Raw genomic sequence first — 24,012 nt, 5'->3', positions numbered from 1 at the left:
AACCGCACGTGGGCTATAAAATACGCGCAAGCAAGATATCTGCACTCCTAATAATATCAAATCCCCTAGCATCGGCATGATGACTTTCTCTCCCATTTCTCTGCCTCCTCTGCGTCCTCTGTGGTTTAATATCATTACGATGCAACCAAAAGTAATATAAATTATAACTTTCCACTTTCAAATTAAACTATTAACTATTATGATTCGCATATTATTGGTTGAAGATCGAGAACTCATTCGCAGCGGTTTAAAAGCGTTGTTGGAGACTCAGCCCGATTTACAAATCGTCGGGGAAGCAAACAACGGACAGCGAGCGATCGAACAACTCGAAGTATTGCATACCCAATTTTTACCGCCCGATGTCGTGCTGATGGATATCCAGATGCCGATTATGGATGGGGTGGAGGCAACTCAACACATCTGTCAGAAATATCCCGATACAAAAATTCTCATTTTGACGACATTTAACGACACGCAATATATTGCCGAAGCGATTCGCTATGGAGCCAAAGGATATGTCCTTAAGGACACGCCTGCTGCAGAATTAATTGAAGCAATTCACTGCATTTATAAAGGTTACACTCAATTTGGTCCTGGCATTTTGGAAAAGATGGTCGCCCAAGTGAGTATACCCAAACGAGACAACCTCGAACTGCCACCAGGCATGACCGAACTGACATCTAGAGAACGAGAAGTGCTGCTGTTAATTGCTAAAGGGTCTAGCAATCGCGAAATTGCTCAAACGTTATTTTTATCTGAAGGAACGGTCAGAAATCATATCACTCATATTCTGGCGCGATTAAATTTACGCGATCGCACTCAAGCAGCACTCGTTGCTAATTCCTTTCTTGCTTGGCTGGAAAACTCGCGATCGTGACATTTGTCATGGGTCAGACATGACAATTTTCAGATCCAGAACCTCTCTCCTTGGCAATAACCTAGAACTATACAAACCGAGGGAAACCTCACAGACACACTCTAGAACTAAACCAAAGGAGAAATGAGATGAGTAACGTTTTTGGAACACCGGGAAATGATGTCCTGACGGGCGGACAAGAAGCAGATTACATCTGGGCACGATCGGGAAATGATACCGTTTATGGCGGAGCAGGCGATGTTCTCAATGGTGAAGATGGTGACGATGTTTTTATCGCAACAGAGTCGTATAAAATTGACGGATTGAGCGGTACTGATACCTTAATCTCCAACTACAGCCAATCTAATTATGGATCTGGAATTCACCTCAATGCAACTGGGAATTTTCCGGGAATTCAAGCGATCGAACCTCGCACCTATCTTCTTGGCTTCGACAGTGATATTGAGGCGTTAAATGTTACCGGAACTCAATACAATGACATTCTGGATGGCGGGATGAAGAATGTTACCCTGGAAGGTGGCGCCGGAAATGATGCTCTCTTTGGACTAAAAGGTGTTTTTTCAGGAGGTTCTGGTACTGATACACTCACGGCGGACTACAATCAATCATCTTCAATTACTTACGGGGTTCATTTAGGATTGAAGGGAGAAAACACCGTCCGGCGGCGGGATGATGGCAGTGTTATTCTCACTCATAATGGCATTGAAACGCTCAATTTTACGGGAACGGATTTATTAGATTACCTGAGCGGTCAAAATGGTGATGATGTCCTCGATGGTCGTGGTGGCAATGACGTTCTCGAAGGGGGTGCTGGCAACGATCGACTATTAGATGTTAGTGGTTCCGATACTTTGAGCGGCGGAGAAGGAGACGACTATCTGTATACAGTTGCTGATATTAAAGGTGCCACCAAACAACTGTATGGCGGTCGGGGTGCAGATACCTTCATCGTAGATCTCAAAAATGAGATTAATCTGGGCTTTGAGTTTGATACTGCCAAACTGGGTAATTTTGTCAATGCGATTACTTTGCCTGAAAATAACGGTCCCGATTGGAAGCGAGTGGGTATCGACGTGGCTTTTGCTGCTGTAGGTGCAGGTGTGGGTGCAGTTCCGGTCGTGGGGTCGCTCTTCAACTTTTGGACTTCCTTAGCTCAAACGGGTGTCGATACTTATTTAGACCAAAAGGAATTGCAAGCTCAGATCGACCAACAGATTACCAAGACGAACCAAGCTGTCAAACACTACGGTACTGCCGATTGGGGCAAAGTTTCTCCGTCAGGAACGCGAGATGTCATCTACATTAATGATTTTCAGATTGGTCTAGATAACATCGTGTTACCCCAATTACCTGCTGCCAATTATTTTTATCAGGTCGATCTCGTTGAGGGACAAGGCGGTGGAGTCTTTTTGTCCGTTCGCAATCCGGGACTCGAACAATTCAAGAATGTTGCTTTTATTGCCAATACCTATACGAATGTTAGCATCACCGATCTCCAATTTAAAGGGCTCGTCGCAGACTTAATTCAAGGTTCGACGATCGGGACGTTTACAAAGACTCCGATCGTTGGAGACAACAATACTTCTGTCACAGAGATTATCGGTGCGGGACGATCGACATTTGCTAACGATAATATTCAGGCAAATGGAGGGGATGACGAAGTTTTTGGCTACTATGGCGATGATGTGATTCAAGGTGGGGATGGAAATGACACGATCTTTGGAGGTTCCAACCAAAACTCGTATTACATCGAAAAGTTAGAGCCAAACTATGAAAATGATGGAAATGATATTATCAATGGTGGTGCTGGAAACGATGCCATCAAGGGTGAATCGGGAAATGATTTTATCAATGGTGATTCTGGTAATGATATTCTCAATGGTGGGCTGGGAAATAATACCTTACTTGGCGGTACAGGGAACGATATTCTCACTAATACAAATGGTGTTGTGAATGGGGGTGCTGATACCGATACTTTAGTGGCAGATTACAGCCAGATGAATAATGGTGCTGGCGTGGATGTAGCATACAACAATGCAGAGGCGATCTACACCCGGATTAACGGCGATCCGACACTCAATTACAGCAATATCGAACAGTTTAACGTGACGGGTACTCAATATGCCGATGTGCTGCGGGGTGGTGCTAGCAGCGATACTCTCACAGGTGGTGCGGCCAATGACTTAATAACGGGAGGTGCGGGCGACGATCTTCTAATCGATACAGATGCGAACGTCGATGGTGGTGCTGGCAATGACACTTTAGTTGCAAACTACAGCCAGTTGAATAATGGCGCTGGCGTACACGTGGGATACAACAGTCAAAATGCCATCTTCAGCCGCTTAAATGGCAGTATTGTCCTCAATTACAGCAATATCGAACAGTTTAACGTGACGGGTACTCAATATGCTGATGTGTTGCTGGGGGGTACTGGCGGTGATACCCTCACTGGCGGTGCTGGCAATGACCAACTAACCGGAGGTGCGGGTGCTGACAATTTCCGTTTCAACTCTCCCAACGAAGGCGTTGACCAGATTGCAGACTTTTTAGTTGTAGATGATACGATTCAGGTTTCGGCGACTGGGTTTGGAGGTGGATTGACGGCGGGAAGCGCGATCGCAGCTAGCCAATTCGCCATCGGTGCTTCTGCTCAAAATACGAGCGATCGCTTTATCTATAACTCACAAACCGGGGCGCTGTTCTTTGATATTGATGGTTTGGGCGGAGCCACTCAAACCCAAATCGCTACTTTATCAACGGGTCTGGCTATGACTAATAACGACATTTTCGCTCTTGCTTAATTAGGACTTCCGCAAGCACACTATAGCGATGATCGCCCCGTGACAAATGTCATGGGGCGATCGTGACATTTGTGCGATGCGATCGAACCAGCTCGAACGATATCTTCAATATATCAACAGCAACAAGCAATTATTTACATTCTACATCTACACTTTCAAACGGAAAATTCGACCAATAACAATTAATCAAAACACTTAGGAGGAATCCCTATTATGGCTACTGGAACCAATGGTAACGATGCTCTTTATTCCGATCGTCCTTCGACCAATTCTTGGTTGCGTCTTCCCCGGTTGTCATACGATCGCTATCTCTATGGACTGGGCGGTAATGACAGCCTGTATGGTGCAAGCCTCAACGACATTCTATCGGGAGGTGAGGGTGACGACGTTTTGTTTGGAGAAGGCGGAAACGACACCTTAAACGGTGGCAGCGGCAACGACACGATGTTTGGTGGTGTAGGTGATGACCTTTACTCCGTCGATAGCACTGGAGATTTGGTCATCGAAGCTTTGAATGGCGGCATCGATACAGTGGAAAGTTCGATCGAATCCTACCGGTTGGGAGATAACATCGAAAACCTGATTCTCAAAGGAAATACGGCGCTTTGGGGTACGGGCAACAGCCTCGACAACCAGATGGTAGGCAATGGGGAAAATAATGCTTTTGTCGGGATGGAGGGAAATGACAGCCTCTGGGGAAATGCAGGCGACGACCAACTCGTGGGTAGAAGCGGTGATGACTTGATGGTGGGTGGCATTGGTAATGACACTTATTGGGTAGAAGATCGGGGCGATCGAGTGGTCGAAGATGCCGACAGTGGCACGGATTCGGTGATTGCCACTGTCAATTACGCCTTGAGTGCTAACGTCGAAAATTTGTACCTCTCTCCCGGTAGTAGTACCATCAGTGGATCGGGGAATGCGCTCAATAACTTCATCGGACTTGCGAACACGGGTTCTGACAGGTTCGGTGTCAGCGACCAAAAGCTGGGTTTATTCGGTTGGGATGGCGATGACACCCTCGAAGGCGGTTCGGGAAATGACCTGTTGCATGGCGGTACGGGCAACGATTTGATGCGGGGGGGCGCAGGTGATGACACTTATACCGCAGACAGTTTCGGCGATATCGTTATCGAACAGCCCGATAATGGGATTGATACGGTGTTAACGATCACGAGCTATACCCTGCCCGATAACGTCGAAAATCTGACTGTTTCTAGCCTGGTTGACGAGGCGATCGATGGTACCGGCAATGCCCTGAATAATGTCATCACTGGCAACGATGGCGATAACAAACTCGATGGTGTTGATGGAAATGACACAATTTATAGTGAATGGGGTAACGATATTGTTTCGGGTGGCAACGGCAATGATGTTTTGTTCGGCACGGCCACGATGTCCGAGTTGCAATCGGGGAAGGATGCCGATACTCTGACGGGAGGCGCAGGGGACGATCGCTTTGTCTATACCAGCTTCAACTTTGCTGACAATATCTCGAAAAATACAGGGGATATCATTACCGATTTTGCTAATGGGAATGATGTGTTGGATTTACGCGATCTGCTGACTGATGTGTACGCCAACGTACAGTCTCTAATCGGCGACCCCATTGCCCAAGGCTTTCTGCGCTTGGTTGATGTGGGTGGCAATACACAAGTGCAAATCGACCCAGATGGAACTGAAACTACAAGTGGATTCACCACCTTAGTTACTGTTAAGGGGATTGCACCGGATGGGTTGAAGATCGGTCAAAATCTCCTGGTTCCGGCAACCACTACCATCATGCCAGCCCCAGCACCTGGCAGCGTAAATGCGATCGAGCTCGTACCGTCTTTGTTAGGCTGAGGCGCGCATTTATCAGTCATTAGTCATTAGTCATCAGTCATTAGTCATTAGCCATCACTGGGTTGATGACTAATGTCATGGGGCGAGCGTGACATTTATCTGATACAGCGGGCAGTTGGCATTAGTTATTAGTCCGTAGTTATTAGTCATTAGTGTCGGTAATCTGGGTAACTAAAATTACGATCGCGCATAGTTAAAAGAGTTTAAAAATAACCTGAGTTTGGGATAGTGGGGTAGAGATTTCGGATCGCTTTGTCGGATCTGTAAATTTACGTAACAGTCTAGTGCGATACATAAAAAATTAGCTATTTTTGAAAAATAGACACAAAGTATGTCAGGGCGATCGCGGATTATTAAGTCAGGGTGACGAGCTTGTCTGGGCTGAGTGTACGGATATTTGACTGCTTGGCTCGGATTGTGAATAAAAAGTAATAGATTACGAAAAACTCAAAAAGCAGGCTTCTCGAACAGAAACTCCAGATTTCTTAAAGAAGTTGAGTTCTGTATTGTTTAAACCAAAGTAAAAGTATATAGCAAAAATTATGGCTACTTTCACTGTCACCAACACCAACGACAACGAAAACGATTCCGGTTCTCTGCGATATGCCATCAAACAGGCTAATGCCCAAGTCGGCGCAGACACAATTATCTTCGACCCCCTATTCTTCGCTATACCCAGAGCGATCGCCCTTTCAACACAACTCATCGTCAACGACAGCCTCACCATCAAAGGCCCTGGGGTCAATAACCTGACTATCAGCGGCGATGCCAACAACAGCGGTAGCAACGACAATGGCGATGTCCGCCTCTTTTTCATCAACCAAGGCACGGTTAATTTCCACAACCTCACCCTGGCCAATGGTCGGGGAAAGGGCGGCGACGGCGGTGGAGGCGGTGGGGGTATGGGTGGTGCGCTGTTTATTAATGGCGGTGCCATTACCGTCAATAATGTCACTTTCTCGAATAACCAGGCAGTTGGTGGAGATGGTAACAGCAGTAGCGGCTTTGGTGGTGGTGGCTTTGGTGGCAGCGGTAGCAACAGCTTTCATGCTGGTGGTGGTGGTGGCGGCTTTGGTGGCAATGGTGGTAACAGCGAAGTTGCTTTAGTTCTTACTGGCACGGGCGGTGGTGGCTTCAGTGGCAGCGGCCGTTATTTGAACGGCGGTAGCGGCACTGGCACGATATTTGGTGGCAACCCGGCCGGCAATGGCGGGGGTAATAATCCTCTGATTACCCCTGGTGTGGGCGGTGGTGTGGGCGGTGGTGGTGGCGGTGGCACCATCAATGGCAATGGCGGCAATGGAGGCATTGGAGGTGGCGGCGGCGGTGGTGGTGGCAGCGGGATTACCGTCAATTTAGGTGGTTTTGGTGGCAATGGTGGCGACTTTGGTGGTGGTGGCGGTGGGGGTTTTAGTTTTGGTGGAGGCATTGCTGGAAGTGGCGGCTTTGGAGGAGGCGGGGGCAATGGCGGCAAAGGCACCGGCAACACCGGTCCCTTCAATTTTGGGGGCAGCGGCGGGAGTGGTGGCTTTGGTGGTGGAGGTGGCGGGGGTGGTGCCAGCAACTATGGAGTTGGTGGCATTCCGGGTAGTGGGGGAATCTTCGGCGGAAATGGCGGCGGGGGTGGCAAGGACAACACCTACGATTATTCTGGCGGTAGTGGTGGCGGTGGTGGATTGGGGGGTGCCGTTTTTATTCGCAGCGGTTCCCTCACCCTTGTCAACAGCAAATTTCTCAATAACACGGCCACAGGTGGGCTGGGCGGTATCGTCAATTCTAGTTCTAATGCTAAGTCAGGCACCAACGGACAGGGAAAGGGCGGTGCAATTTTTGCCGTTACTCCCAACCTCGCCAGTGCGGCAGAGGTGGCTGCTGCTCCAACAGTGACAGCGATGAACTCTTTGCCTACCTTCAGCGGCAGCAGCGCTGCGAATGCTGGGGGGACTGCTACGGATGGAAACGATGTTTTTGGTAACATCAACGTGAAAATTCCGATCGCCAATCAGCCTCCTGTAGCGGAAAACGACAGCGCGAAAACTTCTGCTAACACTCCAGTCAAGATCGATGTTCTCTCCAACGACATCGACCCCGATGGCAACCCTTTGACTATAACTCTAGTCGCGAATCCCACCAAGGGAACGGCATTTGCCAACAACAACGGCACGCCGGACAATCCCAACGATGATTTCATTAGCTACACTCCCGGTGCGAACTTCAACGGCGACAGCTTCACCTATCGCGTCAGCGACGGCACCGCAAACAGCAATATTGCTACTGTCAACATCCTGCCAGATAGTGGCGTGACTTTTTTGGTGACAAATACCAATGACAGCGGCCCTGGTTCGTTGCGACAGGCAATGCTCAATGCCAATGCTCATCTTGGTTCGGATATGATCGCATTCCAAATTACCAATTTCATCCAGATTCCATTACCATTCCAGAAGCCGATCCAGATCCCGATCGGGTTTAACCTTCCTCAAACGATCAACCTCGCATCGGCTTTGCCGGCAATTACAGATACCGTCACCATTGACGGCTGGAGTCAAGGCGGCCCCGGTTTCCAGGGCGCGCCGCGAATTGAACTCAACGGCGCGGCATCGAATTCACCTGTTGGACTTGACATTCAGGCAAGCAATTCTGTTATTCGAGGGCTGGCAATTAACAGCTTTTCATCTGATGAATCATTAAACCGAGCTGCTGGCATTAAGCTGTCTAACGGTGCAGTCAAAAACTGGATTTATGGCAACTACATCGGCACCGATTTAAGTGGCAATCTCGATCGCGGTAACAGTGGAGATGGTATCTTAATCGATCGCACCGCCGGAACCGAAAATCGCATCGGCACCAACGGCGACGGATTTAATGATGCTGCCGAACGCAATGTAATTTCGAGCAACCGAGGTAACGGCATTGCGATTAACAGTAACTTAAACGCGATCGATAAATTCACGACAATAGCAGGCAACTTTATCGGTACAAATGCTGCGGGTGTTGCCGCCCTAGGTAATAGTTTGACTGGCATTTATTTGAATGCGGGATCGAACACAATTGGAGGCACGAATCCTAGCCATCGCAACACGATATCTGGCAATATTCTCAATGGCATCAAGCTCGCTGGCAGCAATGCTGTTAACAACCAAATTCAAGGCAATTACATCGGCATCCAAGCAGATGGAGTCACGGCTGCGGGCAATCAAGGCAGCGGTATCTCGATCGAAGATGGTGCTGCCAACAATTCGATCGGCGGTATCGAACCGGGAACTGGAAATGCGATTGCTTACAACAATTTAGCTGGAATAGCTGTTAACTCTGGTACGGGTAATGGCATTTTAGGCAATAGTATTTTTAACAATAATGGTTTGGGCATTGACTTAGCAAATGATGGAGTAACTCCTAACGATCTAAACGATACTGACACGGGTGCTAACAACCTGCAAAACTTTCCCGTCATCACTTTTGCCCACTCCAATGGCAAGAGCACTGAGATCAAAGGCACTCTCAAGAGCACTCCCGATCGCACGTTTCGGCTGGAATTATTTGCTAACTCCAGTCTCGATTCGACAGGCTTTGGCGAAGGCAAAACCTTCCTAGGTTCTACGATTGTCACTACGGATGGTAGCGGTAAAAATAGTTTCAACTATACCTATGGCAGTTCCCTACCCGTCGGTCAATTTATTACAGCAACGGCGATTGATTCTGCTAATAATACCTCGGAATTTTCCCCAGGATTTGCGATCGCCAATCAGTCGCCCGTAGCAGCAAACGACAGTGCGATCGCCGATCGCAAAAATCCAGTCAATATTAACGTCCTGTCCAACGACAGCGACCCCGATGGCGACCCTCTGACGATCGGCATTGTTACCAATCCGGTGAATGGAAGGGCAGTCGTTAATAATAACAACACGCCGGACAATGCCAATGATGATTTTATTACTTATACTCCCCATCTCGGATTTAATGGTGGCACAGAGAGCTTCAGCTATCAAGTCATTGACGGTCAAGGGGCTACAGCAACAGCTAATGTCAACTTGACTTATGCGACACCCACTCCGACACCCACTCCGACACCCTCTCCCACTCCGTCATTGCCGCCCAATCCGACGACATTTCCCACTCCGTCATTGCCGCCCAATCCGACGACATTTCCCACTCCGTCATTCCCGCCCACTCCGACATTGCCCCCTTCTCCCTCACTCCCCCCTCTCTCGATCGCAAACCAGCAGCCGATCGCAGTTGGCGACACTGCGACTGTAAATGCTGGCAGCGCGATCAATATCGATGTTTTGGCTAACGACAGCGACCCCGATGGCGACCCCCTGAACCTCAGCATTTTCAGGGCTGCATACAACGGCACAGCAGAAGTCAGCCACAACGGTACGCCGGACAATCCCACAGACGATTTCATCACCTACACCCCCAAAGCCAACTTTAGCGGGCAGGATGTGTTTCTCTATCAAATCGCAGACGGTAAGGGAGGTACTGCTGTTACCAAAGTTGAAGTGACTGTCGATCCCAACCACTCGCCGATCGCGACTGGCGATGCTGCGACTGTAAATGCTGGTAGCGCGATCAATATAAACGTGCTCGCCAACGACAGCGACCCCGATGGCGACCCCCTGAACCTCAGCATTTTCAGGGCTGCATACAACGGTAAAGCCACAGTCAACAACAACGGTACGCCGGATAATCCCAACGATGATTTCATCAGCTACACTCCCAATGCTGACAACTTCAGCAACTCTGATATCTTTCTGTATCAAATCAACGACGGTAAGGGAGGTACTGCTGTTACCAAAGTGGAAGTGACTGTCGATCCCAATCACTTGCCGATCGCAGTGGGCGACACTGCAACTGTAAATGCTGGCAGCGCGATCGATATCGATGTTTTGGCTAACGACAGCGACCCCGACGCCGATCCGCTGAACCTCAGCATTGTCCAGACTTCAGACAACGGCAAAGCAGAAGTCAGCCACAACGGTACGCCGGACAACCCCAACGATGATTTCATCACCTACACCGCCAATGCCAACTTTAGCGGGCAGGATGTGTTTTTCTATCAAATCGCAGACGGTAATGGAGGTACTGCTGTTACCAAAGTAGAAGTGACTGTCGATCCCAACCACTCGCCGATCGCATCTGGGGACGCTGCCACTGTAAATGCTGGTAGCGCGATCGATATAAACGTCCTCGCCAATGACAGCGAACCGGATGGCGACCCCCTGAACCTCAGCATTTTCAGGGCCGCAAGCAACGGTAAAGCAGAAGTCAACAACAACGGTACGCCGGATAATCCCAACGATGATTTCATCACCTACACTCCCAATCCCAACTTCAGCGGGCAGGATCTATTTCTCTATCAAATCGACGACGGTAAGGGAGGTACGGCTGTTACCAAGGTTGAGGTGACAGTTAAAGCAGTCAACAAATTGCCGATCGCGATCGATGATAGCGCCACCAGCCACGGAGACACTGCTGTCAATATTCCAGTGTTAGCAAACGATAGCGATCCAGACGGCGACCCCCTGATTTTGACGGTTTTGACCAATGGAGTCGGCGGGAAAGCTGAGATTAACCATAACGGCACAACAGACAAGACTGATGACTTCATCACTTATCACCCCCACGGTGACTTCTGGGAGGCGGATAGCTTCACTTATCAGATCGATGACACTCACGGGGGTATAGCGAAAGCTACTGTGACGATCGAGTTTGCCAACAAATTGCCGATCGCGATCGATGATAGCGCCACCACCGATCAAATCACTCCTGCCAACATCAAGATACTGGCAAACGACAGCGATCCAGACGGCGACCCCCTAACTTTTACAGTTTTGACCAATGGGGCCGGCGGGAAGGCCGAAATCAACAATAACGGCACGGTAGACAAGACTGATGACTTCATCACTTACCAGCCCAACGGTCAGTTCACGGGCCCGGACAGCTTTACATATCAGCTTGACGACAGTCACGGGGGAACAGCGACAGCCACTGTTAAACTCATCGTTAATTCGGTCAACCATATGCCGATCGCGATCGCAGATAGTGCGATCGCAAATCAAGACTCGGCGATTGCGATCGATGTTTTGTCCAACGACAGCGATCCAGATGGCGATCCGCTGACTCTCAGTATTGCCACCAATCCGTCTCATGGTAAGGCTTTGGTGAAAAATGGCATACCGGGCGCTGCGATCGGTGATTTCATCCTTTATACCCCCAATTCTAACTTCCACGGCGCGGACTATTTAACATATCAAGTCAGCGACAGTCAAGGAGGTACGGCAACAGCTAAGGTCAACCTCACCGTCAATCCGGCTAATACAAACCCCCCGATTACCCCTTTGATTCTCAGCGGTACTCCCGATCCAGATACACTGATGGGCGCGGACGGCAACGACACTATCAAGGACGACGGTGCGGATGATTTCATTGATGGCCAGGGCGGCAATGACCTCATCAACGGTGGTTTAGGCAATCTCGATCGCATTTTCGGCGGTACTGGCGACGACACCATTACCGACCCCGACGGCGTAAATAATGTTCAAGGTGGTGTTGGCAATGACAGCATCAACATCACCTTTGCTGAAACCTGGGACAACAACACCAATCCCGACGATGCACCGAGTTCCGACGACAAAATTATCGGCGGCATCGGTAACGACAACATTACTATCACCATGAACGACTTTCGCTTCTCGATCGGCCTCAAGGGCGATGAAGCTGCGAGTTCAAATTTTGATGGTAATGATGTAATTAACTTGTTGGGAACCTACGCCAATTCAGTTGTTGATATGTCCGGTGGCAACGACACATTTAATGGTGGCCTAGGTGATGACAATGTTTCCGGTGGCGATGGCGATGATACGCTGATTGGTGGCGATGGCAACGACCAACTTGCAGGGAATGCAGGCAATGACTTTCTAACTGGTGGTGCTGGTCAAGATCAGTTTCTGTTTACATCAAACAGTGCTTTTAATGCTGCTGATTTTGGGAGCGATCGCATTACTGATTTTACCATCGGTACAGACAAAATTCTCTTATCTAAAACTGCATTCGGAGCAATTACTTATGCTCAGATTGCCTTTGTCGATAGCGATTTAGGAGTAGAAACCAGCAATGGATTAATTGTTTACAGTCGCGCCACGGGCAACTTATTCTTCAACCAGAATGGGGCACAAGTTGGTTTAGGAACGGGTGCGCTATTTGCCACGCTTGACGGTACGCCGTCCCTGACAGTCAGCGACTTCCAGATTGTTGATTAATATCATGTCCGGTTACACCGGAATGATGTTGACTGTTGACTGTTGACTGTTGACGCCGTGAACAGTCAACAGTCAACAGTCAACAGTCCACTCAAATTTACTATTCCGATGCGAACTGATTTGATATAATATCATGTCTTGGCGATCGTATACAATCAGGGAGTAGTGACGCGCTCAAAAAAGGGATGCGAACAAGAGGCTAATTCTAGATTAACTTGACGGCCCATAATTTGCGATCGCGCCAATTTTCCGGCTTATTCTACAGTCTGAGAAACAGGCCGACAGCCAGACAATATTGAGTGCAAATTGACGACATTTCCGATTACCGCGATCGCAGGTGCTGCAAATCCGACCGCCTCAACTTGCTCTACAATTGTACCCAAAGTTCCGATCAATTCTTCTTGTTCCGGTCGCGTTCCCCAGCGCACTAATGCTACGGGCGTTTCTGCACTCAATTGGGCTGCTGTTAACTGGCCGATAATGTAAGGCAAATTGTGGATTCCCATGTATACTACAATGGTTTCCGAGCCGCGGGCGATCGCCTGCCAATTTACTTCCGGTCGATATTTTCCCGCTGATTCGTGACCTGTGACAAAGGTGACAGAGGAACTGTACGATCGATGTGTTAAAGGAATTCCCGCATAAGCAGGGGCCGCAATCCCAGAAGTTACGCCGGGGACTACTTCTACTGACACTCCAGCTTTTACCAACTCTTCCATTTCTTCGCCCCCGCGGCCGAAGATAAACGGATCGCCGCCTTTGAGACGAACTACTATCGCATTATCTCCAGCTTTTTCTATCATTAGTTGAGTGGTTTCGTCCTGCATTAACGAGTGACGCCCTTTGCGTTTTCCGGCATCAATTCGTTCTGCTTGGGGGTTGATTGCTGCCAAAATTTGAGGGCTGACTAAAGCGTCGTAAATCACCACATCCGCGCACTCTAACAAAGCTTTTCCCTTCAAGGTCATCAAACCCGGATCTCCGGGCCCCGCACCTACTAAATACACTTTTCCTAAAGACATTTTTCTTTCTTCCTTTACCTCTTCTGTGCCTCTGCGGTTCATTTTTGAATTAAATTCCCAATTAAGTCTGCTAATTGTACACTTGCGCCTAGAGGATTTGCGAGATGAAGTTCCGCCGCAGGAAATTGCTGCTTTAGCTGTGCGACATTTTTGGCGATCGCATCTGTAATTCCTCCATTAAATAAGAAGTATGGCAGAATTCCTATTTGCTGCTGTCCACCACGAACCAAACTGTCAATTTGCTCTTCCAAACTCGGATTTACCGACCAATAAGCTGTCAGCGCACCGAGTTTGCTGGCGATTTCCTCAACTGTCGAGTTACCTCCGGGGCGACGGCTGCCGTGAGATAATAAAATCCATTTTGGCAATAGCAGATTGGGGAGAAAAGTCACCTCTTCCATCTGACTTTTTACCAATTTTGTTAAGCCTGCTTCCTGGGAACCTAAATGCGGGCGCAATTCAATTTTTAGCTTGTCACCAAAAGTTTGTTGGGCAATTTCGACCTCTGCCGGTATGTCTTCGGCGACGTGAACTCCCGGCAATAAAAATACAGGCAGGATTTGCAATTCTGTCAGTCCCAGCGAGAGGGTAAGTTTGCCAAAACTGCAAATTTGTTCGTGCAGCGGTGCGGGCCCGAGTTCTAAGGTGGCAGTTGCTACGGCGGGGAACGAGTCAGCCAAATTTTGAGACAGCAGTTGACCTAGGTTTTCCAAAGCTACTTGAGGTCTGGGGTCGCGGCTGCCGTGAGAGACTAATAAATAGGTCGAGCGCAATTTCAATATGGATTTGATGTTAATGTTCGATCTGGATCTGGACTTGCGCGCACCAACTCAAGAAACCGGCTTTTTCAACGGCTGCAAGAGGCTGCTGCGAAGTATTTTCGTAAAAAAAACCCGGTTTCTGCTTGAGTCCGGGAGATTTTCAATAACTATAACATTTTTTAGCTGATCGGTCTTCATAGTAAAAAGTAGGTTGGGTAACGCGAAACTCTACCCAACCTACTCGGCTACGGTGCTGTGAGGGTGATTGCGGAATATTCCGATTAACCTCTTGGGCCTGGTTCGGCGATGTATTTGAAAGTAGGTTCCGAGTTCCAAGGGCCGCGTTCATCCTTGCCATTTGTTGACAAGTTAAAGTAGAGATCTACGGTGTTATCTGGCGGAATGTTGCCGAACATCGGATCGGTGAGTTTACCCAGCGATTCCAGAGCTTTCATGAACATTTGAGTGTGAGAAATTTCGCGAGTCAGCAGAAACTGCAACGTCTTTTTCGTTCCCATATCCGGTGCTAGTTTAATCAATTCTTCGTAGGTTTGGCGGGCTCCTGCTTCCGCACCGATATCAGCGCGCAAATCGCGCACCACATCCCCGCCTTCGTTGATATAAGCTGCTGTCCAAGCTTGACCTTGGCTGTCCAACAAGTGTGGGCCTACACCGCGCACCGCAAACAAAGTGCTTTTGTAAGCTTCTGTTTGGTCAACGTTTTTGGTGTGCATTTCTATCAGTTGGCCCACCATTTCTAAGTGGCTGAATTCTTCGATCGCAATATCTTGAAGCATATCCTTAATCCCTGCATTTTCACAGTGGAATGACTGCACCCAGTATTGCAAAGCTGCTGTCAGTTCTCCGGTTGCTCCGCCAAACTGTTCTAGCAGCAATTGGGCAAAACGGGGGTTGGCTTCGTCTACTGTCACAGCAGCCATTAATTCTTTTTTATGAAAAAACATGGATCGGTACCTCTTTTTAGTTCTCTTGTTAAAGTCTCAAGGATTGCAGACTTTATCTGTGTTCGCCTTAATCCATTGTGCGACAAACGATCGCACCGAGCCTCGGTCGATGGATACATCTAGCTCGACAAATTTCTCTGCTTTCAGGTAGAGTTTAAATATGAAATTTTACTTAGTTAGCGGTAGACCAAATTACAATTTAGGAGCAGGATTATTGTCGCACTCGGTTAATTTTGCTGACAGGGCATCGAGGTGTCGCAGCCACTGAATGCCGCCAACCCAACTGCGAGAGGGGAGGTGTCCGATTGGTGCTTGGTGAGTAAATTTGATCTGCCCTAAACTATTACCAGAATTGTAGGTTTGCCAGTTGACCCGATCGCAAAATCTGATATAGTCTCCCTTAACGCTTTCGTAAATTTGTTTTTGGACGCTGAAGCCAAACCGACCTTGACTGTAGTGCAACCAAAGGCGATCGACTGTTTGCAAATCTTCGCACGGGATCTGGTAAATTTGGCTAATTTCTAGCTGAGTTCCCGGTTCCTGGGAAAGAGATTGACACATCAAGCCCCAAGTTTCGCGATCGGCTTCTTTCCACTTTTTGTTAGACAAAAAATCTCGCAGTTTGGTATAATCAACTCCCCGTGCAGAAATTATGGTGGGTTCGATATTTGAAGTAACAGATAAGGAAAAATTTTCTGCTGAATTGGGGACGGCCTTGGTCGGTAAAATTGGAGAATCCGGAGTTGGTAGCGCGCTGATAGTGATTGAGTTGTCGCTATTATTAAGAGCAGGAGCGATGATCGGCTTTTTGGGCAAAAGCAAATTTTGATGGCGAATATCTAAAGCTGCTTTGATATCCTCCAAAACTTCCGTAGCAAAACTGTACCGCTGAGTGAGACGAGTTTGCAGCAATTTATCTAAAATTTCACCTAACTCGTCGCTAATACTCGTGGCTTTGGGAAGAAACTCGCGCCACCACCAGCGCTCGTTGTTGCAGTCGTACATATCCAAGGGAGGAACTTGCGTCATCAGGCGAATGCAAGTAACACCTAAACTGTAAAGGTCGCTAGCAGGAAATACTTTGCCGCGCATTTGTTCGGGAGCTACATAATCTTGACTGCCGATGAGCGTTGCTGGACGGAGTAGGGCTGAATCAGTCAGCAGTTTGGCAATGCCGAAATCGATCAAGACGAGTTTGTTGTCTGACTGTCGGCGGATAATATTTTCCGGTTTGATGTCGCGGTGAACGACGCGCTTCTCGTGGATAAATTGCAGCACGGGCAATAAGTCTTGCAGCACTTGCCAAATTTGATTTTCATCGTAGACACTTTTGTCTAATTCTTGTTTAAGAGTCGATCCCTCTATAAACTCTTGAACTAAATAAATATGACCTTCTTGTTCAAAGCAGGCTAATAATGTGGGGATTTGCGGGTGTTTTCCGAGTTGGTCTAAACGGACGCCTTCTTGCCGAAATAATTCAACGGCTTTGTTGAAAATTTCGGGGTCGCGGTCGTAAAAATAAAATTGCTTGACTGCACAGCGGGGTACAGATGGGATGTCTTCATCAATTGCTAGGAAAGTTTTACCAAATCCGCCTCTACCTAAAAGTTCAATCGGACGATATCGCTGTCTCAACAACAGGTTAAAGCCGCAGTTTAAGCAAAATTTGGCGGTGTTGGAGTTTTGAGGATTTTTACATTCTGGGTTGATACAGTAGCTCATATGGATTTTAGATTTTAGATTTTGGATTTTAGATTGCGGAGAAGACTTTTTTTTAAACGAACCGCGAAGATGCGAAGCGGCGCGAAGGAATAGGGAAGAGAAAAGAGGGATGGTTGATAACTCATGTGGTGTGGGATAAGCTGTCCCACTTCTTGCGTTGTATTTTTCGGGCGGGCGGGACACCCTACAAGCATTTCATCTGAGATGTTGCACCATTCTCAATAAGGTTTTTAGGAGCAGGATGCCCAACCCCTACTCCGCACAAGAAATTTATTCTTTGTGGAACAGGCCGGAAAGCCTGTTCTTAAAAATGGTGCCAGAGGTGAGTTTTATCAAACTGGAGTGTAAAAGTTAGATGCACCTGGGCTGATAAGGCTATTTTAATGCGCTGGGCCGAATCGGGACGCTGCCAAAGCTACCGAACCCATGCCGCATGAGTGCTGGGGGCGAGATAATTGCCGATCGCGCAGAGCTAAAATTGTGCTATAGTCTTACTGTGCTTGGAACTTGAGGCACAATCGATCTGTCCGGTTCAGGGACGCTCAGAAATATTTCAAAATATTTTTGCCCTACCCCTAGACTTGTGCTGAGATCTGATGCTATAGTTAAAACTGATACGGCGAGCGTAGCCAAGTGGTTAAGGCAGTGGTTTGTGGTACCACCATTCGTGGGTTCAAGTCCCATCGTTCGCCCTTTTGATTCTAAAGACTTTAATTCGATAGCCCGTCGCCTGTACGGTAATTTGCGATGGTCGTAGGGTGTGCATTGCACACCTTAATCTTTTTTGGGATGTAGCGGTTCTGTCGGCACAAGTTCCGATGTGCTAATCTTAAATCCAATCTAAAATCTAACATCAAAATATGCCATCTTTAGTAACAGAAGATTGGGGATATAAATTTAGTGGCGATCGCACAATTAATAAGTTTATTCGGGATATAGAAGGAGAAGCGACTTTAGGGAAATATTGCGATTGGGAATGCAGGGAGCGTGCGGAAATTCTGATGTCGGAGATAGCTGGGAAATCGCACAATCTTTTCTACGTGCGCCGCCAAAAGGTAAATGAGAGATTTTCTGAAGAAGAAATCTGGGAATTGCTGCTTGCTACGGATGGAGATGATTTTGAATTACCTCAATTGTTGCAAAAAGCCGATCGCACTTTGCGGTTGTTAGCAACTGTACGCTGTGAAGACGGAATCGGCGGTTTAAAACTGCTGGATGCTGGTTTGGTGGCGGTTCCCAGAGGGAGGAAAGATGGGTATGCTTTGCCGGTTCAGTTGCGACTTTTGGCTAACAGTAGATCGCCAATTCCTGTAAAGTCGATCGCCCGCGTCCAACAAATGCCATTTTGGGACGACAGACACATACCAACTACGGAACAACTAAAAGTTTGGCATACTTTTTTAAATGTGGAAAAACGCATCGCGGAAGCGCGTCAATTTTGCGTGCCTTTTCGCGGTCATAATTACGGTTCCGGCTTTAAAATCATCACTTTTGAAATTGATCGTAATTCCGCAACTCTTGATGGCTATGAGGAAAATTCCTTAGAATTGGGCGACTTTCGCGAAAGGCTGAAAAAAGCCCGAAATGAAGAAATTATCCTGTTTGATTCGCCGCCCGGAAGCAGAAGCAGCCGAGATGGAGAGACATTGGGTAGCATCGCTGAAGTTGACTTTGAACATAGTAAATTACGGATTAAGTTAGATGTTGATTTAGGCGATCGGATGGCGGGCGGCAGATATCAAATGCCCAAACAAGGATTCTTGTATTTTGAGGCTGCGGGCGATATCAGTCAGATTGAACGGAAGAAAAAAGCTTTAAAAATGCTGACAGATGGCCGCGCTCAAAACCCATATTTGAGTGAGTTTTTATTCGACTCTTCTCAGGCGAGAATACCCGAAAAACTGATTAAATTGGATCGGGAAAACTTATTAAATCGGAATGCTAATGAGGATCAACTTGCCGCCGTAGAAACGGTGCTTTCGGCGCGGGATTTAATTTTGATTCAAGGCCCGCCGGGAACGGGTAAAACGACTGTGATTGCGGAGATTTGCTATCAAATTGCGCGTCAGGGCGGGAAAACGCTCATTGCTTCCCAAGCAAATTTGGCTGTAGACAATGCTTTGAGTCGGTTAGTTCACAACCCGGCGATTCGGGCTTTGCGGAAGGGAAAAGCTCATAAGGTGCAGGAAGAAGGGCAGCCGTTTTTAGAGGAAAATGCGATCGGCACTTGGCTGCAAAATACGGCGACTGACTGCGAAGAAAAGCTCTCGCAGCGCCTGACTAATGTCAAATCTTTGCGGCAGTTGCTGTCAGAATCAGAGCGATTTACCGCCTACTGTGCCGCAGAGAGAGATTTTTTGAATGGACTAAAACACCTGCACGACAGTAAAGGAAATCTTGAGGAAAAGTACAGCCAGCAAGCAGCAGAGTATGAACGGGTTTTAACTGAGAAAAGCGAGATTGAACCTCTAGTTAGTGGGTTAGAAAATCTGCTGGATGCGCCTAATGTCAACTGGGAATCTCCAGAAGTTGCCGAGTTTATGCCCAGACTAAAACCTTATTCAGAAGGCAATGTTTTAGTAGAAAACTTTATGGCAAATGTTCGGATTGCTGCTAGCAATGCTATTCAAATAGGCTTCGATCGCCCTGCTTGCGGGGCGTTTGGGATTGCGGTTTGGCTGCAGGAAACTGTAGCAGCGCAAATATCGGAATTTAAGATGGCTTTCGATGATCGCGCTGATGATGTTTGTCACGCTATGTCGGCGGTTGCGGAGTCGTTGCGGGTGTCGCGGCAGATGTCTGAGGCTGTGAATCAACTCGAATTGGGCGATCGGCAAAATCAGACACACCGCCACAATCTCGAACAGAAAATCAAGAATTTGGAACTGCGAAAAGCCGAAATTGCAGCCGTTGTCGTCGCCGTTGCACAGTGGATCGAGACGGCGGATACGGGGCTCTATGAAGTCGTGAAATCTTGCTGGGAAACGGGCGCAATGCTTACGGATGATATGGTAGGATTGCCGGCAGGATTGCTGAAAATTGCCCGATCGCTCAAATTGCCGATCGTGCCGCCCAAATGCAAGATCAATTTGCCCGATTTGGATCGGTTGCAAAAGGCGATATCCCACGAAGAAAGCGCAGGTTTTAAGGACATACAAGGGCAACAGTTCCGGTTTAGCGAGTTTTTGCACCTAAATTTGAGTCAAACGCCGATCGTGCTCTCTGCGGGCGATCGTACACAGTGGCAACAACTAGCCAAAGACTTCGCCAGCTACTCCCAAGTCAGCCAAAGTCAGCGCAAATTTATCATCGAAAAAGCTCGCACTTTCTTAGGTAGCATTCAACAATTTTATAGTGAATCCTTGCAGCCAAATCATATCCAGGCTACCTTCGATCGCCTAGTCAAAGAATTGCTGCACAGTATCCTCGCCAATGCCCGTCAGTGCGTGGTTCCCCTGAAAACCGAAACCGAACAGCAGCTTATAAAACAGCAACAATTATTAGATAAAATCGGTCAAACCTTAAGCCAGCAGCAAATATCCGCCGCTAAACTTCAGGTAGAAACAGCGCAGCAAGAGGCAAACTTAAAAATTAGCGAAGTTACTAATTTGTTGCAAGCAATTGTCCAACAGCCAAACCTCCCTGAAAACTTGCGGATTTTATCAGAACAATATCTCGCCCAAAAATCCAATATTTGGGAGCAACCGCAGCAGTTTGTCAAGCAAGTTGAGGCTTGGAAAGCAAGCCTGATTCAGCTTGAAAAATCCATTGCTGACTTAGATCCTTTTGGGGTTTTGGAGGCTATCAAAAACAGTCTTGATGAGCATTTATCCCCGCTGCAAATTGTGGCTGCAACTTCGCAGCAGCAACTCGCCGAACTTCAAGCAGAATTGAGCGAAATTAATGCTCAACTGCAACAGCAACAACCGACAGCAGCATTAATAGTTGAGAGAAACTGGTGGGAGTCAGCATGGCAAACTATCCCCACTCAATACCAGCCAGAAGTTCCGAATACAGGATTATTCAGCGGAGCTTTTTTAAACAAAATTAAGCGTCTCTTCAAAACTTGGCAACGGAAATTAGACCAAGAAGAAACCGCACTAAATCGCTCTCAAACGTTTGTGACAGATTGGATTCAAAAACTCCGCAATCCATCAGAAAAAGACCGCAACGATTTAAAGCAAATTTATATTGACAATGCCAACGTGATCGGCATTACTTGTGTGCAAGCTGCCAGTTTCGATTTTACTAAAAACTTTCCCAGCTTTGATGCAGTCATCATTGACGAAGTTAGCAAATGCACTCCGCCCGAGTTATTAATTCCCGCTTTGAAAGGCAGAAAGTTAGTATTAGTGGGCGATCACCGACAATTGCCGCCGATGTTTAATCAAAGTACGATCGACGATATTGCCGAAGACATTGGCTGTACCGGAGACGAACTTAGCTTCATAAAAGAATCGCTGTTCAAAGTATTGTTTGAAACTGCCAGCGACAGCATCAAAAAGATGCTGACAACTCAATACCGAATGCACCCACAAATCATGGGTGCAATCAATCAGTTTTACCAGCAAAAACTCAACTGTGGCATTCAGGAAGCAGACACCAAACGCGCCCACAACCTCGCAGGTAGAATCATTCAAGAAAATAATCACATTCTCTGGGTGAAAACGCCCATCGGACAAGGATTTGAAGAGGAAAAACAGGGTACTTCGCGGTTGAATGTCAAGGAGATTGATGCGATCGAGCGTTTGTGCGAACAAATGGAGACAGCTTGGCGGCCCAAAGTTGCCGACGGTGAACCACCGAAAGAAATCGGAATTATCACTTTTTATGCTGCTCAATTAAATGCAATTAAAGACAGAATCGAAGGCGAAAGATTCCCTGCTTTGAGCATCCGCACTGGTACGGTTGACATATTTCAAGGCATGGAAAGACCTGTAATTATTGTCAGCACAGTGTGCAATAATGTTAGGGGCGATATTGGATTTGCTAAGGAACCAGAACGGGTGAATGTGGCATTTTCCCGGGCTCAAGAATTGCTGGTAGTTGTCGGTTGCCACGATTTATTTACTCAACAAACAGGTACAGTGGGAAAAATGTATCAGGAAGTTTCAAAAACGGTGCGTCACTGCGGAGGTTTTGTAGATGTTTCTAGCGTCCTCAACTAAACCCATAGACTCGAATTTAAGTTCGCTAGCCGAACAGATTGAGCAACAAAATCCGGGTTTGTCAGTGTTGGCGGCGCGTCAATTCCGCTTTGCAATCCGCCAAACTCCGCTGGAGGTAGCGGTTAGCGAACCGCGCGAGTTTAACGTGTTGGAAGAGTTCATTTTGCGGGCGGGTGTTGAGTTTGAACCTGCGCCAACTTTGAAGGAATTGGCGGATTTGCTGGGGTTAGACGAGATTTTTGTGAAGACTACGGCGGCGACTCTGGTTAGTTTGGAAAGCTTGGAGGTGGCTGAAAATGGAAAAATTGCGATCGCCCCGCAAGGCAGAGATTTTTTCGAGAAAGGTGCGGTTAGTCGATCGCAAATTCAATCAATTTATGCCATTTCCGATCCTTTAAATCAAACTCTTACCTTTAAATTCGATGCTTTAGCCGCAGAATCGGTCAACTTGCCAGATTTAGCAGATTTAGTATCGCTCGAACATAAAATTACTGACTTGGCGGATTTAAGTATAGCAGAAATCCAGCCGTTAATTCAAGCTTCCGGCTTAGGAATTCACGTCCCCGAAAACGGCAAAATTGTCTCTGCTTGCGATGTCGTCGGCGACGATTTAGAGATTTGGCAAACAGTCTCGATTTTTGTGTTGTTAGATGCGATCGAAAATAAAACTACTATTCAAGCCCGACAGGGAAAGCAAATATTAGAAATCGCATCAAACTTGCTAAACGAACTCGAATCACAACAAAAACTTTCCTTGAACGACTTGTGTAAAGTAACCCCAGATATCGCACAGCAAGAATCAGAGACAATCCAGGTTCCGAAAACTTCTAAAAAGCCATCTAAGAAGAAAACCAAGTAAACGATATAATGATGACTAAACTCCTGATTAACTTAAAAATTAAAACTCTTTAGAAAATTAGGATTGTACCGATTGACAATATACCGCGATTTCGGTATAATTAATAGTTATTTGCAAGCGCGCTGAGAATTTGTTTGTGTCTGCCAAAGATACCTTCCACGAATCCGTAAAACGGGCCCTTCAAAAAGAACAGTGGGTGATTACTGCCGATCCACTAAAGTTTAAGTTTGGCAATGTTAACTTTCAGGTCGATTTGGGAGCAGAAAGGCTAGTCGCAGCGGAGCGAGGTGGGGAGAAAATTGCAGTCGAAATCAAAAGCTTCCTCAATTCCTCTGCGATTACAGACTTTTATGCTGCATTGGGGCAATTTCTCAGTTATCGGCTTGCCTTGGCATCGGTTGAATTGGAGTTTAGACTAAGCAGGTCAAAAAGTGCGATCGCACTGAGACTAGCGAACAGTTCTCAAGAACGGCAATGGTCACTGGGGGCAAGCTATCAGGCTCACCCATAAGATAGATGCCAGCGACCGTTGACGTTCTCGGAGACTTGCAACGCCGAAAAAAAACTGTCTGCGATAGTTTCAACAGACAGCGTAAGGGTAGAAGATTGAGAATTCAGCTAAAAATCTCAAATCTACCTGCCTGCAAAGTTTGAACAATTACGGGAATTTCGTCAACAAGCTTATGAATGTCTCGGCAATGCCAAAGACGCCACCTTTGAACTAGCAGACGCG

11 protein-coding genes and 1 tRNA gene are annotated in these 24,012 nt (G+C 47.3%); 8 read left to right on the top strand and 4 right to left on the bottom strand.

The annotated features are described in order from the left end of the window. The first annotated feature begins 199 nt into the window (after positions 1–199). From QUA04_RS18350 to QUA04_RS18335, 4 genes are all read left to right on the top strand, one after another. On the top strand, positions 200–877 hold the full coding sequence (locus QUA04_RS18350; protein ID WP_333258938.1) for a response regulator transcription factor: 678 nt from the start codon (positions 200–202) through the stop codon (positions 875–877). Positions 878–1,005: 128 nt separating this feature from the next. Then, positions 1,006–3,678, top strand: coding sequence for a calcium-binding protein (locus QUA04_RS18345; protein WP_333258936.1), 2,673 nt, complete (start codon positions 1,006–1,008; stop codon positions 3,676–3,678). A gap of 213 nt (positions 3,679–3,891) precedes the next feature. Then, positions 3,892–5,523 carry a type I secretion C-terminal target domain-containing protein gene (locus QUA04_RS18340; protein ID WP_333258934.1) on the top strand — a complete coding sequence of 544 codons (1,632 nt, stop codon included), beginning with the start codon at positions 3,892–3,894 and terminating at the stop codon, positions 5,521–5,523. A gap of 542 nt (positions 5,524–6,065) precedes the next feature. Further along, positions 6,066–12,782, top strand: a complete 6,717-nt coding sequence (locus QUA04_RS18335; RefSeq protein ID WP_333258932.1) for an Ig-like domain-containing protein — start codon at positions 6,066–6,068, stop codon at positions 12,780–12,782. Positions 12,783–13,036: 254 nt separating this feature from the next. Here the strand turns inward: QUA04_RS18335 and cobA are convergent, their stop codons facing one another. From cobA to QUA04_RS18315, 4 genes are all read right to left on the bottom strand, one after another. Beyond that, on the bottom strand, positions 13,037–13,846 hold the full coding sequence (cobA, locus tag QUA04_RS18330; RefSeq protein WP_333258930.1) for a uroporphyrinogen-III C-methyltransferase: 810 nt from the start codon (positions 13,844–13,846) through the stop codon (positions 13,037–13,039). Continuing rightward, complete coding sequence (locus QUA04_RS18325) at positions 13,843–14,583, bottom strand: sirohydrochlorin chelatase (RefSeq protein ID WP_445242339.1); 741 nt, start codon at positions 14,581–14,583, stop codon at positions 13,843–13,845. Before QUA04_RS18325 ends, cobA begins: the two co-directional genes overlap by 4 nt. A gap of 263 nt (positions 14,584–14,846) precedes the next feature. Next, a complete protein-coding gene (locus tag QUA04_RS18320) occupies positions 14,847–15,530 on the bottom strand; it encodes a manganese catalase family protein (protein ID WP_333258928.1) in 684 nt (227 codons plus the stop codon). Positions 15,531–15,722: 192 nt separating this feature from the next. Beyond that, on the bottom strand, positions 15,723–17,252 hold the full coding sequence (locus QUA04_RS18315; RefSeq protein ID WP_333258926.1) for a serine/threonine-protein kinase: 1,530 nt from the start codon (positions 17,250–17,252) through the stop codon (positions 15,723–15,725). Between the two features lie 619 nt (positions 17,253–17,871). On the opposite strand from QUA04_RS18315, the gene QUA04_RS18310 reads away from it, so the two are divergent. The 4 genes from QUA04_RS18310 to QUA04_RS18295 all read left to right on the top strand — a co-directional run bounded on the left by QUA04_RS18310 (position 17,872) and on the right by QUA04_RS18295 (position 23,790). After that, a tRNA-His gene (locus QUA04_RS18310) sits at positions 17,872–17,944 on the top strand. Between the two features lie 168 nt (positions 17,945–18,112). After that, entirely contained in the window at positions 18,113–22,420 is a 4,308-nt protein-coding gene (locus QUA04_RS18305) for an AAA domain-containing protein (protein ID WP_333258924.1), read from the top strand. Next, positions 22,398–23,279, top strand: a complete 882-nt coding sequence (locus tag QUA04_RS18300; protein WP_333258922.1) for a hypothetical protein — start codon at positions 22,398–22,400, stop codon at positions 23,277–23,279. The genes QUA04_RS18305 and QUA04_RS18300 overlap by 23 nt, the downstream gene beginning before the upstream one ends. A 136-nt stretch (positions 23,280–23,415) precedes the next feature. After that, positions 23,416–23,790 carry an element excision factor XisH family protein gene (locus QUA04_RS18295; protein WP_333258920.1) on the top strand — a complete coding sequence of 125 codons (375 nt, stop codon included), beginning with the start codon at positions 23,416–23,418 and terminating at the stop codon, positions 23,788–23,790. Positions 23,791–24,012: the final 222 nt, after the last annotated feature.

The sequence above is a fragment of the Microcoleus sp. S13_C5 genome (genome assembly GCF_036700845.1).
Taxonomy (GTDB): domain Bacteria; phylum Cyanobacteriota; class Cyanobacteriia; order Cyanobacteriales; family Microcoleaceae; genus Microcoleus.
This window is presented reverse-complemented; position numbering and strand designations above follow the sequence as displayed.

Coding starts and splice junctions, on each gene's coding strand:
- QUA04_RS18305 (WP_333258924.1), top strand. CDS start 18,113: ATGCCATCTTTAGTAACAGAAGATTGGGGATATAAATTTAGTGGCGAT.
- cobA (WP_333258930.1), bottom strand. CDS start 13,846: ATGAACCGCAGAGGCACAGAAGAGGTAAAGGAAGAAAGAAAAATGTCT.
- QUA04_RS18320 (WP_333258928.1), bottom strand. CDS start 15,530: ATGTTTTTTCATAAAAAAGAATTAATGGCTGCTGTGACAGTAGACGAA.
- QUA04_RS18340 (WP_333258934.1), top strand. CDS start 3,892: ATGGCTACTGGAACCAATGGTAACGATGCTCTTTATTCCGATCGTCCT.
- QUA04_RS18300 (WP_333258922.1), top strand. CDS start 22,398: ATGTTTCTAGCGTCCTCAACTAAACCCATAGACTCGAATTTAAGTTCG.
- QUA04_RS18335 (WP_333258932.1), top strand. CDS start 6,066: ATGGCTACTTTCACTGTCACCAACACCAACGACAACGAAAACGATTCC.
- QUA04_RS18350 (WP_333258938.1), top strand. CDS start 200: ATGATTCGCATATTATTGGTTGAAGATCGAGAACTCATTCGCAGCGGT.
- QUA04_RS18315 (WP_333258926.1), bottom strand. CDS start 17,252: ATGAGCTACTGTATCAACCCAGAATGTAAAAATCCTCAAAACTCCAAC.
- QUA04_RS18345 (WP_333258936.1), top strand. CDS start 1,006: ATGAGTAACGTTTTTGGAACACCGGGAAATGATGTCCTGACGGGCGGA.